We start from the raw sequence: 17,266 nt of genomic DNA, 5'->3' as shown, positions 1-17,266 counted from the left end.
ACGCCAACTGGGGACAGGGCAGTGCAATTCGGAGGGTACAGCGGACAAGCTTACTCGCCTGCGGGCGATAAGGGCCGCTTTGTGCTTCCGCCGCTGTTCCGCAAGGCCGTAAAGGAAAGCTCCGACGGCCGCATCCTTTGCCTCATGAAGCACCCCACGTGGAATTGCCTCGTCGGCTTCGGCCTGTCGCGCAAGGAAGAGCTGGAAGCCCAGCTCGATCGCGAAGAGGAAATCGCCGTGCGCGTGGGCAAGGATTTCGACCGCGATACCCGTGCCAGCCAGCTCTTCGGCTTCATCGAAATGCCCTTCGACGACAGCGGCCGCTTCGTCATGCCCGAACACCTGCGCGCCCTCGGCAAGATCGAGGATGGCCTCTACTTTCAGGGCGGCGGCCGCTTCTTTACGCTGTGGAACCCCGACCAGCTCGCCGAAATGGGCGACGACTGGGCTAGCGCCAAGGCGGCCTGCGAAAGCCTGCTGGCCGATGCCAAGGCCAAATCCGGCAAGGGTGGGGGCAAATGACCGGCGCACCGCACATCCCTGTCCTGCTCGACGAAGTCGTCGAAGCGCTCGACCCGCAGCCGGGTGACGTCCTTATCGACGCGACCTTCGGTGCGGGCGGTTATACGCGCGCGCTGCTCGAACGCGGCGCGACGGTGCATGCTTTCGACCGGGATCCCGATGCCATTGCAGCGGGTCGCAACTGGCGGGAGACGGAGAGTACTCCGCCCCGCCTTATCCTTCACTCGCATCGCTTTTCGGAAATGCTGGACGTCATGCGCGCCGCCGGTGTGGAGCGTGTCGACGGGGTGGTGATGGATATCGGTGTCTCGTCGATGCAGCTCGACCAAGCGGAGCGTGGTTTCGCGTTCTCCTCCGACGGCCCGCTCGACATGCGCATGAGCCAGGACGGCGAGAGCGCGGCCGATTTCCTCAACACTGCCGAGGAAAGCACGATTGCCGACGTCATTTACCAGTATGGCGAGGAGCGCCAGTCGCGCCGCGTCGCGCGCGCCATCGTGGCGGCGCGTCCGCTGGCAACGACCGGCGAACTTGCCCGCGTCGTGCGCAAGGCACTGGGCCATAAGCCACATGACAAGAAGGATCCCGCCACGCGGACCTTCCAGGCCATCAGAATTCACGTGAACGGCGAACTCGACGAACTGTCCCAAGGGTTGTCGGCAGCCGAACACCTGTTGCGTGAAGGGGGCCGCCTTGCCGTGGTCAGCTTTCACAGCCTCGAAGACCGGATCGTCAAGCGCTTCCTGCGCGAGGCATCCTCAACCCCGAGTGCCTCGCGTCACGTCCCCATGGTGGCGCAGGACGATCCGGTTTTTTCGAAAGTTTCCAAGGCAATCAAGCCCGGCGCGGCAGAGATTGACCGCAACCCGCGTGCGCGCTCCTCGGTGCTGCGCCACGCGACCCGTACCTCGACACCGGCAAGGGAGGCCGCATAATGGCCCAGACATCGCGCATCCGACAAATCGGCTGGCTGCTGGTGATGGGCTTCAGTGTCGCCATCTTCCTCGCGCTGACGTTCCGCGTGAACGCAGTGAAGAGCGAGGTGCGCCTGCTCGAGCGCCAGATTATCGCGGCGGAAAAATCGAAGCTGATGCTGGAAACCGAATTTCAGACTCGCGCCAGCCAGGCGCAGCTTGCGGCATGGAACCAGGTCGAGTTCGGCTATGATGCCCCGCGCGCCGACCAGTATGTCGAGCACGAGCGCCAGCTTGCAGCACTCGGCACGCCGCGCGGCATGGATGCACCTGAAATGATACGGGTTGCCAAGGCCGATACAGCTCCTCTCGAGGATGACAGCCTGTTTGGCGACTGGCTCGATAGCGATGATGCAGGCGAAACGGTAACGGTGGCTGCGGTCAGCGCCGAAGAGCCGACCCGCCAGCTTGCCTCCAGCCTTGCCCAGCGGCTTGCGCGTCCCGCAGCTTCCTCCGTCGCTCTCGCCGAGGCTGCCCGGTGAACGCATTCTCCGCTCTCCACGGTGGACCGGGAGCGGTTAGCATGGCGATGGCGAGCGGGCGGGTGCAACTCGTCAGCATTCGCCAGAAATCGCTCGACCTCGCGCGCTGGCGCGTCTTGTGGATAGCGCTGGCCTTCGCGCTCGTCGCCCTGATGGCGGTGAGCCGTATCGTCTATCTCGGCTCCGGCGGCGAAGGTGCGCGGGCGACGTCGCTCGAAGCGGCCTTGCTGCCCGACCGCGGCGAAATCGTCGACCGCAACGGCGTGCCCATGGCGCGCGCTTTCCCTGCCTATGCCCTGTGGTTCAACCCCGAGGCGATGGGTGAGGGTGAAGCGCCGCTGGTGGCCGCGCCGCAAGAGGTCGCAGCGAAGCTCAAAGCCATCTTCCCCGACCTCGACGAGGCTGACACGGCTGCTCGCCTCGCCAAGGGCAAGGGATTCTACATCCGCAAGCGCCTGCTGCCGGAAGAAGCCAACCAGGTGCAGGAACTAGGCGAGCTCGCGCTCGAAATGCCGATGGAAGAAGACCGCCACTATCCGCAGGGGCAGATGGCGGCGCACGTGCTCGGCTATGTCGCCGCCGACGGCAAGGGCCGCGTCGGCATGGAGCAGGTGTTCGACGAGCATCTCTCCAGCCCGCTTACCCGCGGCACACCGGTGGCGCTGTCCATCGATGTCCGCGTGCAGGGCGCGCTGGAAGACGAACTGCGCCGCGGCATGAAGTTGACGCAGGCGCAGGGCGGCGCCGGCATCGTGCTCGATGTCGACACGGGCGAGGTCATCGCGCTCGCATCGCTCCCCGAGTTCGACCCCAACAAGATCGATGCCGAAGGCCAGAAGCTGATGTTTAACCGCGTGACCAACCAGGTCTATGAACTCGGTTCGACCTTCAAGCCGCTGACCGTGGCTGCAGCCATCGACGCGGGTGTTATCCGCGATTTGGGTCGGCGTTTCGATGCCTCGCCGGTCAAGGTCGGCCGTTTCACCATCCGTGACAGCCACGAGATGGGCGACGATCTCAACGCGGTGGAAACGCTCATCCACTCGTCGAACACGACCAGTGCGCGCATCGCCGACGAGATGGGGCCGGAACGCCTCCGCCAGTACATGATAGACCTGGGTATGAACGGCCGTCCGGAAATCGAACTGCCTGCCAAGGGCTTCCCGCTGTGGCCGGGCGACAAATGGGCGCGCCTCACCAATATGACTGTTGGCTTCGGTCACGGTATCGCGGTTACTCCGCTGCACCTCGCCAGCGCCTATGCCGCGATGGTGAATGGCGGCGTCTACCGTCCTGCCACGCTCAAAAAGCTGGGCCCGGGCGAAGCGCCCAAGGGGCGCCGCGTGTTCAAGGCCTCGACTTCCAGCCGCATGCGCCAGATGATGCGCGCCATCGCGATTTACGGGACCGGCCGCAACGCCGATGCGCCGGGCTACCGCGTGGGCGGCAAGACCGGTTCGGCCGAAAAGCCGGGCGGCAAGGCGGGTTATCGCCGCACCGCTCTGGTCTCGACCTTCGCGGCCGCGTTCCCGATGGATCGTCCGCGCTACGTCGTTATCGCCATGCTCGACGAGCCCAAGGGTACGCTCGCCAGCTCCTACCAGCGCACCGCCGCATGGAACGCTGCGCCCATCGTGGGCCGCCTCGTTCCGCGCATCGGCCCGCTCATCGGCGTGCGTCCCGACGACACGCGTGATATCGATATTTCCGCCATCACCCCGCTTATTCCCGAGGCGCAGAATGAAGCTGAGTAAGATTTGCGATAGGGCAGGCGTCGTTTGCCCCGAAGGCGGTGAGGTCACCGTGACCGGCTTCGCCATCGACAATCGCAAGGTTGCGCCGGGCACCGTGTTCGGCGCGTTCCAGGGCACGCAGGTCAATGGCGAGGACTTCATCCCCGCCGCCATCGAGGCGGGTGCCGTGGCCGTAGTCGCGCGTCCCGAGGCGAAGGTCGGAGGCGCAGTCCACATCGCCAGCGACAACCCTCGCAAGTGCTTTGCCGACATGGCCGCACAGTTCTTCACGCCCGTGCCCGAGCATATCGTCGCGGTCACCGGGACCAACGGGAAAACCAGCTGCGTCGAAATGACACGGCAGATCTGGCGCATGTCGGGCGAGCGCGCGGCGAGCATCGGGACGCTGGGTGTCACCACGCCGGACGAAAGCGTTTCGACCGGCCTCACCACGCCCGATATCGTCACTTTCCTCTCGAACATGAGCGGGCTGGCTCGCGAGGGCGTGACGCATGTCGCCTACGAAGCATCGAGCCACGGCCTCTCGCAATATCGCAACGAGGGCATTCCGGTCGAAGCGGCAGGCTTCACAAATTTCAGCCGCGACCACCTCGATTACCACGCGGACATGGAAGACTATTTCGCCGCCAAGATGCGCCTCTTCGACGAGGTGGTTTCGGATGGCGCGACGGCAGTCGTGTGGATGGGCGCGGGCGACAGCGGCTGGAACAAGCGCGTCGTCGAACATGCGCAAAGCCGCGGGCTGAAGGTCATGACCGTGGGCGAGCAGGGCGAGGACATCCGCCTCACCCGCCGCGAACCGACGCAGCTCGGCCAGTCGCTAACCGTCGAGCATGACGGGACCGAGCGGACCATCAACCTGCCGCTCATCGGGGCCTACCAGGTGTCCAACGCGCTGACCTCTGCTGGTCTTGCGCTCGCCACCGGTATCGACGCGAGCCGCGTGTGGGATGCCGTCGCACGGCTCCAGCCCGTTCGCGGCCGTCTCGAACGCGCGGTCATCGCGCCCAGCGGCGCTCCGGTCTATATCGATTACGCACATACGCCCGACGCGCTGGAAGCAGCCATCGCGGCTCTGCGTCCGCATGTCACAGGCCGTCTCATCACCGTCTTCGGTGCAGGCGGCGACCGCGACCACGGCAAGCGCGCGCCCATGGGCGAGGCGGCGGCCAAGGCGAGCGACCTCGTCATTGTCACTGACGACAACCCCCGCGGTGAAGATGCTGCGGAAATCCGCCGCGCGGTGCTTGAAGGCGCGCCGAATGCACGCGAAGTGGGCGGACGTCGCGAAGCCATCCATGCAGCCATTGCCGAGGCGGGGAAGGACGACATCGTCCTCGTCGCGGGCAAGGGTCACGAAACGGGTCAAATCATCGGATCGGGAGAAAACATGCGGGTCCATCCCTTCGACGACGTCGAGGTCGCACGCGAATGCGCGGCGCTTATCGCCAGAGGTGACGCATGAGCGCCGCCATCCTGCGCCACCCAGCCTATATGGAATGGCCGGTCGAGGATCGCGACCGCCTGCCGCTCACGCTGTGGGACGCGAAGGCGATTGCCGAGGCCGTCGGCGGGACCGCGAGCTGCGATTTCCAGGTCGCCGGTGTCGAAATGGACAGCCGCGACGTTGTGAACGGTGACCTTTTCGTCGCGCTCAAGGGCGAGGCGATGGACGGCCATCGCTTCCTCGACAAGGCATTCCAGAACGGCGCAGCCGCGGCCATCGTCGACCGCCCCGTGGATTACCCGCACATCCTCGTCGAAGACACGACCGAAGCGCTGAAAGCACTCGCCCGCGCAGCCCGCAGCCGGACCGGGGCAAAAATCATCGGCGTCACCGGCTCGGTCGGCAAGACCGGGGTGAAGGAAGCCATCTTCGCCAGCCTCGAACGCGCCAGCCGCGGCGCGGCGCATCGCTCGACGCGCAGCTATAACAACCATGTCGGTGTTCCCCTCAGCCTCGCACGCATGCCTGCGCGCAGCCGTTTCGGCATTTTTGAGATGGGCATGAACCATGCCGGCGAAATCGAAGGCCTGACCACGCAGGTCCGCCCGCATGTCGCCGTCATCACCACCATCGCGCCCGCGCATATCGAGAACCTGGGCTCGATGGAGGCCATCGCCGAGGCCAAGGCCGAAATCTTTGCCGGATTGGAGCCGGGCGGCATTGCCGTCATCCCTGCCGACAGCGAGCATTTCGAGCGCCTGCGCCTCGCCGCGCTGCGGATGGATGCAAAGGTCGTCAGCTTCGGCCGCGCCCCGCATGCCGACATGCGCCTGCTCGACGCCATCCCCAGCGCCAATGGCGGCAGCCTCGTGACTTGCGAATTCGATTCCGGTCGCCTCTGCTACACCGTCGCCGAGCCGGGGGACCACTGGGTCATCAACTCGCTGGCCGTCATGGCGGCAGTCCGTGCGGCAGGCGGCGACATGGCCGCTGCCGGTCTCGCGCTCGCCGAAATGGGCGGGCTGAAGGGCCGCGGCGCGCGGCATGGTATCGACGTACCCGGCGGCAAGGCCCTGCTCATCGACGAAAGCTACAACGCCAATCCCGCCAGCATGCGCGCAACGCTCGCGCAATTGGGCCAGACACCATCCACCCGCCGCATCGCCGTGCTGGGTTCGATGAAGGAGCTGGGCGACTTCGGCGACAAGTTTCACGGGGCGCTGTCAGAACCCTTGATTGCAGCCGATGTCGACTATGCGTTGCTGGTGGGCGACGAGATGCGCGCACTGGCCCGTGAACTGGGGAAACCCGCCTTCAATTCGCTTGGCAATCCGCTCGAGTGGGAGCATTGCAATTCGGCCGAAGAGGCTATCGGGATGCTGGAGGATTTCGGGATCGTTGCGGGCGATGCCGTGCTGGTCAAAGGCTCCAATTCGGTCGGGCTGGGCAAGCTCGTGGATCACTTCACCCGCGCAAGTTAGGAGCCGACGAGGCCGATGCTTTATCTCCTCGCCGAGTATTTCAATTTCGAAGGGCTGTTCAACCTCGTGCGCTACCAGACGGCGCGCGCGGGCGCGACGCTGCTGACGGCGCTCATCATCGGCCTGTTCATCGGTCCGCGCTTCATCGACATGCTGCGCGTGCGGCAGGGCAAGGGCCAGCCGATCCGCGAGGACGGGCCGCAGACCCACCTCGCCAAGGTCGGCACGCCGACGATGGGCGGATTGATGATCCTGGTCAGCCTGTTCATCTCGCTGCTGCTGTGGATGGACCTGTCAAATCCCTTCATCTGGGCCTGCCTCGCCGTGACCGGCGGCTTCGGCATCATCGGTTTCCTCGACGATTACGACAAGGTCACCAAGGCCAGCCACAAGGGCGTGTCGGCGCGCGTCAGGCTGCTGATGGAGTTCGCTGTCGCGGGCATCGCGAGCTACATCATCGTCAGCCAGATCAACACCTTCGTCTACGTGCCCTTCGTCAATGATTTCGGCATCGAGCTGGGGCCGCTTTATTACGTCTTCGCTGCCACGGTCATCGTCGGCGCGGGCAATGCGGTGAACCTCACCGACGGGCTGGATGGCCTTGCCACCATGCCGGTGATCATCGCGGCGGGCACTTTCGCCGTCATCGCCTATCTCGTGGGCCGCGTGGACTATTCGGAATATCTCGGCATTCCCTATGTCGAAGGCGCGGGCGAGCTGGCCATCTTCTGTGCCGCCATTATGGGGGCTGGGCTTGCCTTCCTGTGGTTCAACGCGCCTCCGGCCGCCGTCTTCATGGGTGACACCGGCTCGCTGGCGCTGGGCGGCGCGCTGGGTGCGATTGCCGTGGCGACGCATCACGAGGTCGTGCTGGCGATCGTCGGCGGGCTGTTTGTGTTCGAGGCGCTTTCGGTCATCATCCAGGTCTTCTGGTTCAAGCGCACCGGGCGGCGGGTCTTCCGTATGGCCCCAATCCACCACCATTTCGAGCAGCTCGGCTGGTCGGAGAGCAAGGTCGTCATCCGCTTCTGGATCGTCGCCATCGTGCTCGCACTTCTGGGGCTTGCGACGCTCAAATTGAGATGATCGCGCCTTGCCCCCTCCGTCGGCGCTGCGCGCCGCCACCTCCCCCAAGGGGGGAGTTTCCATTCGCCGAGAGCCTCCCCCACTGGGGGAGGTGGCCCTCGCATCGCGAGGGTCGGAGGGGGCTGGTCACGTGATCACCTCGCCCGCCTGGAAGGACAAGAAATACGCGGTGCTCGGCCTCGCGCGGTCCGGCCGGGCGACGGTCGAGGCGCTGCTCGCGGCTGGCGCGGATGTGCTGGTGTGGGACGACCGCGAGGAAGCGCGCGAGCCCTACAATGGACGCTGCGCCATTGGCGACCCGCTCGAGGCGGACCTCACCGGCTATGCAGGTGTCATCGTCAGCCCCGGCGTCCCGCTCAACACCCATCCGATCAAGCCGCATGCCGACAGCTTCGGCGTGCCGGTGATTGGAGATATCGAACTCTTCGCACAGGCGAGGCCGCACCTGCCGCCACACAAGGTCGTCGGCATCACCGGCACCAATGGCAAGTCGACCACCACCGCGCTGGTCCACCATATCCTCAAGACCGCAGGCGTGCCGACGACTATGGGCGGCAATATCGGCCTCCCGATCCTCGAGCAGGAGCCGCTTCCGGAAGGCGGGGTCTATGTGCTGGAGCTGTCGAGCTACCAGATCGACCTGACCTATTCTCTCGATTGCGACGTGGCGGTGTTGCTGAACATCACGCCGGACCATCTCGATCGGTATGATGGGGATTTCGAACGTTATCGCGCCTCAAAATTGCGCCTCTTCGAAATGCAGTCGGAAGACCACTGGCGCTTGGAGCCGTTTGATCGCCTTGTGATGACCGATCCATGGGATGTCTGGGGTGTTTTCGGTGAAGACGGAAAGACCCACCGCGATGCGACCGTCTTGGGATCGCAGGAAGATTGGCCGGGCCTTCAAGGACCACACAATGGCGAGAACGCCCAGATGGCCATAGCTGCCACCGAGGCCGTGGGCCTTTCTGAAGAAGAGATCGCTTCGGGCTTGCGAACCTATTCCGGCCTCCCCCACCGCATGGAGCGGCTCGCGGAAATCGCGGGCGTCGCTTACGTCAACGACAGCAAGGGCACCAACACCGCTGCGTCCGCGCCCGCTCTCGCGGCGTTCGACAAAATCCACTGGATCCTCGGCGGGCTCGCCAAGGAGCCGGGGCTGGGCGAGTGCGAGGCCGAACTAGGCCACGTCAAAGCCGCCTACACCATAGGCAAGGCTGGTCCGGACTTTGCCGCCCTGCTGGAAGGCCGCGTGCCGGTGGAGCAGTGCGAAACGCTCGACCGCGCTGTGACCTCCGCTGCCGCCGCGGCGCAAGCAGGCGACACCGTCCTCCTCTCCCCCGCCTGCGCCAGCTTCGACCAATATCAAGACTTCGAAAAGCGCGGCGAGCATTTCCGCGAACTGGTGGAGGGCCTGAAGTGACCGCCATGCAGCCCTTCGTCCCCGGCGCCAAACGCAAGCCTGCCCATATCCCGGGCGGCAAGCTGTCGCGCTGGAGCCAGTTGAAAATCTGGTGGCGCGAGATCGACCGCGTGCTGCTGTTCATGATCCTCGGCCTGATGGCGTTCGGCACCATCGCCGTTGCGGCTGCCAGCCCGGCGAGCGCGAACCGCCTCTCGACCTCCAGCGAGACGCTCGACCCGCTGTACTTCTTCTACCGCCACCTCGCCTGGCAGGCGGTGGCGCTCTGCGTCCTGTTCGGTGCATCGCTGCTCAGCCGCGAGAACGCACGGCGGCTCGGTATATTGCTGGGCGCAGGCATGCTCGGCCTGCTCTTCCTCGTCCCCTTCTTCGGGGTCGAGATCAACGGGGCGCGGCGCTGGATCAATCTCGGCATGCAGTTCCAGCCATCCGAGTTCCTGAAACCCGCCTTTGCCATCGTGCTGGCGTGGATCCTCTCGTGGCGGATGCGCGACCCGAACCTGCCTGTGTTGCCTATCGCCACCGGTCTGCTCGTCCTCATCGCCGCGCTGATGATGATGCAGCCCAATTTCGGCGGCACCATCCTGTTCGGCGGCGTGTGGTTCGTGATGGTCATCCTTTCGGGCGTGCCGTGGAAGCGGCTCGGCATCCTTGCCGGAGGCAGCATCGCGTTGCTGACCGCGACGTACTTCCTCTATGACAACGCGCGCCACCGTATCGACAGCTTCTTCGGCGGCGGCGTGGCCTTCGACCAGGTCGACCTAGCGAGCCGTACTCTCACCGCCGGTGGCTGGACAGGCGCGGGCTATGGCCTCGGCCTTCGCAAGATGAGCCTGCCCGAAGCGCATACCGACTATATCTTCAGCGTCATCGGCGAGGAGTTCGGCCTTATCGTCTGCGGCTTCGTCGTGCTCGCCTATCTCGCCATCATCCTGCGCGTGCTGATGCGGCTGGTGGACGAGGAGGACTTGTTTGCCCTGCTGGCCGGGACGGGCCTCGTCTCGCTGTTCGGCGGGCAGGCTTTCATCAACATGCTGGTCAATCTCCAGCTCTTCCCCTCGAAGGGTATGACGCTGCCGCTGGTGAGCTATGGCGGGTCTTCCACCATCGCCATCTGCCTTGCCGTAGGGCTGCTCGTCGCGATCACGCGGCGCAATCCCTATCTCAAAAGCTCCACAAGGGGACTTGGCGACCTGCTGGGCATCGGGCAGGGGGGCGCGATGAAGACGTCCGAGGCGCGCGTGACGCGCGAGATTCACCAGTGACCGGTTCGAGCCGCCACTATGTGCTGGCTGCCGGGGGAACCGGTGGCCACATCCTGCCCGCATTCGCGCTGGCGACCGAGCTGGAGCGGCGCGGCCACCATGTCGCGCTGATTACCGACGAGCGCGGCGCGCAGATACCGGGCAAGCCCGATTTCATGCCCGCGCACATCCTGCCCGCAGGCCGCTTCGGCAAGAACCCGCTGCAATGGGTGAAGGGTGCCAAGGCCGTGTGGGAAGGGCGCCGTATGGCGCTGCGCCTGTTCGAGAGCTTCCAGCCCAGCGCGGTGGTCGGCTTCGGCGGCTATCCCTCGCTGCCCGCTATCCTCGCCTCGACCTCGGCCGACATCCCGACCGTTGTGCACGAACAGAACGCGGTGTTGGGGAGGGTGAACCGCCTGCTCTCGGGCCGCGTCAACGCGATCGCGACCGCTTATCCCGACGTGCAGCGGCTGAAGTCCGCGCATCAGGGAAAGACCTATCTGGTCGGCAATCCCGTGCGCGCCGAAGTCCTCGCGCTGCGCGATGAACCCTTCCCGTCTTATGGCGAAGAAGGCCTCCTGCGCGTCCTCGTCACCGGCGGTAGCCAGGGTGCGCGTGTGTTGTCCGAAGTCGTGCCCGATGGCCTCGCCATGCTGCCGCCCGCCATTCGCCAGCGGTTGCAGGTGACGCAGCAGTGTCGGCCCGAAGACCTCGACGCGGTGCGCGAACGCTATCGCACCCACGGCATCCCGGCGGAACTGGCGACCTATTTCGAGGACATGCAGAGCCGCCTTGCCGATGCGCATCTCTTCATCGGGCGTGCCGGTGCCTCGACGATTGCCGAACTGACCGCCGTGGGTCGCCCCGCCATCCTCATCCCGCTGCCCATCGCAACCGACGACCACCAGGCCTTCAATGCGCGCGAAATGGCCAAGGCGGGCGGTGCGCGGATGATCCGGCAGGAGAAGTTCGAAAGCAAGGAACTCGCCAAGCAAATTCGCGTGCTGGCCGATGACCCGCAGGGTCTCGCCAATGCCGCCCATGCCGCATGGAACTGCGGCCGCCCCAAGGCCGTAGAGGACCTTGCCGACCTCGTCGAAAGCTTCGGCGGGGCGGACATGATGGATGTCATCCGCGTGGGCGGAAACAATGCTCGCGGCGCCACACAAGGCGTGACAGCAGGGCAGACATCCAAGATTCTGGGCGCGAAACGGGAGAGCGCGGAATGAAGGGCGTACCAACCGATATCGGCACTATCCACTTCGTGGGGATAGGCGGCATCGGCATGTCGGGCATCGCCGAGGTGATGAACAACCTCGGCTATACCGTGCAAGGCTCCGACATCAGCGAAAGCCCGACGGTCGAGCGCCTGCGCTCGCAAGGTATCGCGGTGAAAATCGGCCACGAGAAAGAGAATGTGGAGGGCGCGGCGGTTGTCGTCACGTCCACGGCAGTCAAGCGCACCAATCCCGAAGTCGCGCACGCACTCGAAAACCGCATCCCCGTCGTGCGTCGCGCCGAGATGCTTGCTGAGCTGATGCGCCTCAAATCCACCATCGCGGTGGCCGGCACGCACGGCAAGACGACCACCACCAGTATGATTGCCAGCCTGCTCGATTGCGGGGCCATCGACCCCACCGTCATCAACGGCGGCATCATCGAGCAATACGGCTCGAACGCCCGGCTGGGCGACAGCGACTGGATGGTTGTCGAGGCAGACGAGAGCGACGGCAGCTTCCTGCGCCTCGACGGCACGATTGCGGTGGTCACCAATATCGACCCCGAACATCTCGACCATTACGGCGATTTCGACGGGGTAAAGGACGCCTTCGTCGAGTTCATCCACAACGTGCCCTTCTACGGCGCGGCGGTGCTGTGCATCGACCACCCCGAAGTGCAGGCCGTCATCGGCAAGGTCCGCGACCGCCGCGTGGTGACCTACGGCTTCAACCTCCAGGCCGACATCTGCGGCGTGAACGTGCAGCCGCACGAGGGCGGCAACCGCTTCGACGTCATTGTGCGCCAGCGCGGCGAGGAAGACCGCCGCATCGAGAACGTGTGCCTGCCCATGCCGGGGCGCCACAACGTCCAGAACGCGCTCGCAGCTATTGCCGTGGCCATCGAGATGGGCTGCCCGGACGAGGTCATCTGCAACGGCTTCTCCAGCTTCGGCGGCGTGCGCCGGCGCTTCACCAATGTCGGCAGTGTCGGCGGGGCGACCATCATCGACGATTACGGCCACCACCCGGTCGAGATCCGCGCCGTACTCGAAGCCGCACGCGAGGCAACGCGCAGCCGCGTCATCGCGGTCATGCAGCCGCATCGCTACACCCGCCTGCGCGACCTGATGGACGACTTCCAGAGCAGCTTCAACGAAGCCGACCAGGTCTACATCACGCCCGTCTATGCCGCGGGCGAAGACCCCATCGAGGGCGTCGATGCGAAGGCGCTGGTCGAAGGGCTGAAGTCGCGCGGCCACCGCAACGCCGCCACGGTCGAGGACCGCGACGACCTCGCCAAGAAACTCGCCGCCGACATCGAGGAGGGTGACCTCGTGGTCTGCCTCGGCGCAGGCGACATCACCAAATGGGCCGCCGGTCTCGCCGAAGCGGTCGAGAAGGAACGCGCTGCGTGACGCCCCAAGAAAACGACGTCTGGAACTGGGATAGCGGCATGGCTCCCGATTGTTCGGTCGAGGGCAGCATCGACGCGCCCATCGACACCGACGGCCTGCGCGGCAAGCTGACTCCGCAAGCCCCGCTTGCCAAGCTGGTGTGGTTCAAGAGCGGCGGCAAGGCCGACTGGCTGTTCGAGCCCGAGGACATGGAAGACCTCAAGGAGTTCCTCCGCCGGCTCGATGGCCAATTGCCGGTCATGGCGCTGGGTCTCGGCTCGAACATGATTGTCCGCGACGGCGGCGTGCCGGGCGTGGTCATCAAGCTGGGCAAGCCCTTTGCCGATGTCTCCATCGACGACGAGACCTGCATTGTCGATTGCGGGGGCGGGGCGCATGGCATCCTCGTTGCCAGCGCGGCGCGCGATTGCGGCGTGGCGGGCCTCGAATTCATGCGCGGCATCCCCGGCACGGTCGGCGGTTTCGTGCGCATGAACGGCGGCGCCTATGGCCGCGAGGTGAGCGACGTGCTCATCGATTGCGATGTCGTGATGCCGGGCGGGGCGATGCACACGCTGCCTGCCTCTGACCTGCAATATTCCTACCGTCACTCGGCCCTGCCGCAAGGGGCCGTCGTCGTGCGCGCGCGCTTTCAGGGCGAGCCGGGGGACCCCGAAGCCATCGGCGCGACGATGGACGAGATTGCCGAGGCGCGCGAAAATTCGCAGCCGCTGCGCACCAAGACCGGAGGATCGACCTTCAAGAACCCGCCGGGCAAGAAGGCGTGGGAACTGGTCGATGCGGCGGGATGCCGCGGATTGAAAATGGGCGGCGCGCAGGTGAGCGAGAAGCATACCAACTTCCTCATCAACACAGGGGATGCCACCAGCGCCGATATCGAGGGGCTGGGCGAGGAAGTGAAACGCCGTGTCTATGAGAATTCGGGCGTCGAGCTCGAATGGGAAATCCAGCGTGTGGGGCGACCGTAAGGACTAAAGAATGCCTGATATGCAGAAACTTCACGTCGCCGTCCTGATGGGTGGCTGGGCCAATGAACGCCCCGTCAGCCTGATGTCGGGAGAAGGCGTCGCCAAAGCGCTGGAAGAGCGCGGCCACACAGTCACGCGCATCGACATGGACCGCGACGTTGCCGCGCGCATCGCCGAGGCCAAGCCCGATGTCGTGTTCAACGCGCTCCATGGTGTTCCCGGCGAGGATGGCAGCGTGCAGGGCATGCTCGACCTCATGGGCGTGCCCTATACGCATTCCGGCCTCGCCACCTCGGTCATTGCCATCGACAAGCAGCTGACCAAGCAGGCGCTCGTGCCGCACGGCATTCCCATGCCCGGTGGCCGCATCGTCAAGACCGCCGACCTGTTCGAACGCGACCCGCTGCCGCGTCCCTATGTGCTCAAGCCCGTCAATGAAGGCAGCTCGGTCGGCGTCGCCATCGTCACCGATGAGGGCAATTACGGCAATCCCATCAATCGCGATGCCAAGGGCCCTTGGCAAGACTTCAAGGAACTGCTCGCCGAGCCTTACATCAAGGGCCGCGAGATGACCTCCGCCGTGGTCGATTTCGAAGATGGTTCGCGCGCGCTGGGCGTCACCGAACTCAAGCCCAAGAGCGGCTTCTACGATTTCGACGCCAAATACACCGACGGCATGACCGACCATATCTGCCCGGCCGACATTCCCGACCACATCCGCGACCTGTGCCTCGAAATCGCGCTGAAGGCGCACAAGGTGCTGGGTTGCCGTGGCACCAGCCGCACGGACTTCAGATGGGACGAGGAGCAGGGCGAGGACGGGTTGTTCGTGCTCGAAACCAACACCCAGCCGGGTATGACCCCGCTCAGCCTCGTGCCCGAGCAGGCCAAGTATGCCGGCATCGAATATGGCGAGCTGGTCGAGACCGTCATTGCCGCCGCGCTGCGCTATCATGAGGACAAGAGGCGCGATGGCTAAGGTCAGCCGCAAGCCCACCGGTGTCCGCCGGTCCGCCGCTGCGCGCAGCCGCAGCCAGAAGGCACGGGCGGCCAAGAAGCATACCTCGGGCCTGCTCGATCGGGCGATGTCCGCGCTGCCCTTTACCGAGGAGCAGTGGCACAAGTTCTTCCTCGTCGCCATTCTCGCCATCGGCATGATTATCGCCTGGAACGTGGCGAAGTATGCAGGGCTTCCCGAACTTGCGCAGACCGAGCTGGCGAAGTCCGCCAGCCGCGCCGGTTTCGAGGTCGACCGCGTGCGGGTGACCGGTGTCGAGCGTTTGAACGAACAGGTGGTCTACGAGCGCGTGCTGGGCGAGCAGGACCGGCCCATGCCGCTGGTCGATGTAGAGGCCATTCGCGAACGGCTGATGGAGCTTTCCTGGGTCAAGGACGCGCGCGTCTCGCGCCAGCTCCCCGACCTCCTGCGCATCGACATCGTCGAGCGCGAGCCGCATGCCGTGGTGGTCAAGCCCGACCGGCTCATCCTTGTCGATGCGACGGGGCATGATCTCGAACCGATTTCGGCCAAGGAGGCGCAGGAGATGCTCCTCATCTCCGGCCCCGGCGCGCAGAAGCAGGTGGCCGAATTGGACCGCCTGCTTGATGCCGCGCCAGCGCTCACCCCGCAGATTGCCGCTGCCGAGTGGATCGGCAACCGCCGGTGGAACCTCACCTTCAAGACCGACCAGCTGCTGCTGCTGCCTTCCGAAGACCAGGGGCCTGCCGCGCTGGTCAAATTCGCCGAAATGGACGGGCGCAATCGCCTCATCGGAGGCAAGGCCATCGCCATCGACATGCGCGTGCCCGACCGGGTCTTCCTGCGCTGCGCCGACGGGCCGTGCCCGCGCGGCACGCAGGCCATGGCGGAGGCCGAATGATGGCCAGCAATCCGCACACACCCATGCCGCGCATCACCCGCGTGTTTGCAGCGGTCAACATCGGCTCGTTCCGCATTTCGGCCATGGTCATGGGCCAGAGCGAGGACGGCGAAATGATCGTGCTCGGCTCCTCGCACCGAAAGAGCGAGGGCATCAAGCGCGGCTATGTCACCGACATGGCCGCCGCGATGCAATCCATCCGCGCGGCGGTGGAGCAGGCCGAGAGCAGCGCCAATACCAGCGTTTCGGGCGTGTGGATTGGCTGCGCAGGCGCAGGCCTCACCAGCAAGATTGCCAGCGTCGAGATTGCCATCGGCGGCCGCCGCATCGACGAGGACGATGTCGAGCACCTGCTTTTCGCCGCGCGCGACCATATCCAGCCAGACGGGCGCATGGTCCTCCACGCGCAGCCTGCGCATTACACGCTCGACGGAGCGCATGGCATTGCCAATCCCATCGGTCTCCATGCGGAATCTCTCGGCGTCGACATCCATGTGACGCTGGCCGAAGGCGCGCCGGTGCGAAACCTTATCGAGGCTGTCCAGAGCGCGCATCTGGATGTCGAAGGCGTTGTCGCCAGCCCGCTCGCCGCCGCCTATGCCTGTCTGACGCAGGAAGAGCGCGACCTTGGCGTGGCACTGGTCGAAATCGGTGCGCAGGTGACGAATGTCTCTGTCCATGCGGGGGGGATGCTGCTGGGCCTGCGATCCATTCCGGTCGGCTCGAACGACATCACCGATGCGATTGCCAGTTCGCTAGGCATCAGGCGCGGGCAGGCGGAGCGGCTCAAATGCGTCGCCGGCTCGGCCATCGCCACGCCCAGCGACCACCGCGAGATGATACCCGTCAACGGCCCCGGCGAGGAACCGGGCGAGCGGCTGGCGCGCGGGGCGGACGAGCAGAACCGTATCGCGCGGGCAGAGCTGGTCTCGGTCGTCACCGACAGGCTCGGCACCATGACCACCGAAATCGGCAAGGGCTTGAAAGGCATGGGCTTTTCCGGCGCGAACGGCGGGCAGGTCGTGCTGACCGGCGGCGGGGCGGAACTCCACGGTATCGCCGAATTCATGCAAGGCGCGCTCGGCCTCCCGGTCCGCAGGGGGCGAGCGCCTGCCTTGCGCGGGCTGCCCGAAGCGCATGCTACGCCCGGGTTTGCCACCCTGGCGGGGCTCTGCCTCTATGCCTCCGAAGACCCCATCGATATCCGCACCATCGGCCCCAGCTACCAGCCCACGAAGCGCTATTCAGGCCTCGGACTGGTTAACCGCGTGGTCCAGGCAGTGCGCGAATATTTCTGATAAGGTCGCAAATACAGTCGATTTCACCCGTTACGCACGGTGGATAAAGCGATTTAACCTTTGCATGCGTGA

15 protein-coding genes are annotated in these 17,266 nt (G+C 65.3%); all 15 read left to right on the top strand.

Features of this window, described 5'->3' with window-relative positions; all coding sequences use genetic code 11:
* Nucleotides 1-81: 81 nt before the first annotated feature.
* Complete coding sequence (locus K3152_RS06845) at nt 82-522, top strand: division/cell wall cluster transcriptional repressor MraZ (RefSeq protein ID WP_345719773.1); 441 nt, start codon at nt 82-84, stop codon at nt 520-522.
* Nucleotides 519-1,457 carry a 16S rRNA (cytosine(1402)-N(4))-methyltransferase RsmH gene (gene rsmH / locus K3152_RS06840; RefSeq protein WP_221573368.1) on the top strand — a complete coding sequence of 313 codons (939 nt, stop codon included), beginning with the start codon at nt 519-521 and terminating at the stop codon, nt 1,455-1,457. The genes K3152_RS06845 and rsmH overlap by 4 nt, the downstream gene beginning before the upstream one ends.
* Entirely contained in the window at nt 1,457-1,978 is a 522-nt protein-coding gene (locus K3152_RS06835) for a hypothetical protein (protein ID WP_221573367.1), read from the top strand. Before rsmH ends, K3152_RS06835 begins: the two co-directional genes overlap by 1 nt.
* A gap of 41 nt (nt 1,979-2,019) precedes the next feature.
* The gene (locus K3152_RS06830) at nt 2,020-3,732 is read left to right on the top strand and encodes a peptidoglycan D,D-transpeptidase FtsI family protein (protein ID WP_221573366.1); all 1,713 of its coding nucleotides are present in this window, start codon (nt 2,020-2,022) and stop codon (nt 3,730-3,732) included.
* Entirely contained in the window at nt 3,719-5,197 is a 1,479-nt protein-coding gene (locus K3152_RS06825) for a UDP-N-acetylmuramoyl-L-alanyl-D-glutamate--2,6-diaminopimelate ligase (protein ID WP_221573365.1), read from the top strand. The genes K3152_RS06830 and K3152_RS06825 overlap by 14 nt, the downstream gene beginning before the upstream one ends.
* Nucleotides 5,194-6,660 (top strand): UDP-N-acetylmuramoyl-tripeptide--D-alanyl-D-alanine ligase, encoded by a 1,467-nt coding sequence (locus K3152_RS06820; protein ID WP_221573364.1) that lies wholly within the window; start codon nt 5,194-5,196, stop codon nt 6,658-6,660. Before K3152_RS06825 ends, K3152_RS06820 begins: the two co-directional genes overlap by 4 nt.
* Before the next feature lie 15 nt (nt 6,661-6,675).
* Nucleotides 6,676-7,746, top strand: a complete 1,071-nt coding sequence (gene mraY / locus K3152_RS06815; protein ID WP_221573363.1) for a phospho-N-acetylmuramoyl-pentapeptide-transferase — start codon at nt 6,676-6,678, stop codon at nt 7,744-7,746.
* Nucleotides 7,747-7,876: 130 nt separating this feature from the next.
* Nucleotides 7,877-9,169: a UDP-N-acetylmuramoyl-L-alanine--D-glutamate ligase gene (gene murD / locus K3152_RS06810; protein WP_221573362.1), complete on the top strand. Its 1,293-nt coding sequence runs from the start codon at nt 7,877-7,879 to the stop codon at nt 9,167-9,169.
* A gap of 5 nt (nt 9,170-9,174) precedes the next feature.
* On the top strand, nt 9,175-10,434 hold the full coding sequence (locus K3152_RS06805; protein WP_221573712.1) for an FtsW/RodA/SpoVE family cell cycle protein: 1,260 nt from the start codon (nt 9,175-9,177) through the stop codon (nt 10,432-10,434).
* Nucleotides 10,431-11,642 (top strand): undecaprenyldiphospho-muramoylpentapeptide beta-N-acetylglucosaminyltransferase, encoded by a 1,212-nt coding sequence (murG, locus tag K3152_RS06800; RefSeq protein WP_221573361.1) that lies wholly within the window; start codon nt 10,431-10,433, stop codon nt 11,640-11,642. The genes K3152_RS06805 and murG overlap by 4 nt, the downstream gene beginning before the upstream one ends.
* Nucleotides 11,639-13,048, top strand: a complete 1,410-nt coding sequence (gene murC / locus K3152_RS06795; RefSeq protein ID WP_221573360.1) for a UDP-N-acetylmuramate--L-alanine ligase — start codon at nt 11,639-11,641, stop codon at nt 13,046-13,048. The genes murG and murC overlap by 4 nt, the downstream gene beginning before the upstream one ends.
* A gap of 38 nt (nt 13,049-13,086) precedes the next feature.
* Entirely contained in the window at nt 13,087-14,016 is a 930-nt protein-coding gene (murB, locus tag K3152_RS06790; RefSeq protein WP_221573711.1) for a UDP-N-acetylmuramate dehydrogenase, read from the top strand.
* Nucleotides 14,017-14,035: 19 nt separating this feature from the next.
* Nucleotides 14,036-14,995, top strand: coding sequence for a D-alanine--D-alanine ligase (locus K3152_RS06785; protein WP_425594670.1), 960 nt, complete (start codon nt 14,036-14,038; stop codon nt 14,993-14,995).
* A complete protein-coding gene (locus K3152_RS06780) occupies nt 14,988-15,896 on the top strand; it encodes a cell division protein FtsQ/DivIB (protein WP_221573358.1) in 909 nt (302 codons plus the stop codon). The genes K3152_RS06785 and K3152_RS06780 overlap by 8 nt, the downstream gene beginning before the upstream one ends.
* Nucleotides 15,896-17,194, top strand: a complete 1,299-nt coding sequence (ftsA, locus tag K3152_RS06775; RefSeq protein ID WP_221573710.1) for a cell division protein FtsA — start codon at nt 15,896-15,898, stop codon at nt 17,192-17,194. The genes K3152_RS06780 and ftsA overlap by 1 nt, the downstream gene beginning before the upstream one ends.
* Nucleotides 17,195-17,266 lie beyond the last annotated feature (72 nt).

Origin of the sequence: Qipengyuania polymorpha (assembly GCF_019711435.1) — a bacterium.
Lineage (GTDB): Bacteria > Pseudomonadota > Alphaproteobacteria > Sphingomonadales > Sphingomonadaceae > Qipengyuania > Qipengyuania polymorpha.
This window is presented reverse-complemented; position numbering and strand designations above follow the sequence as displayed.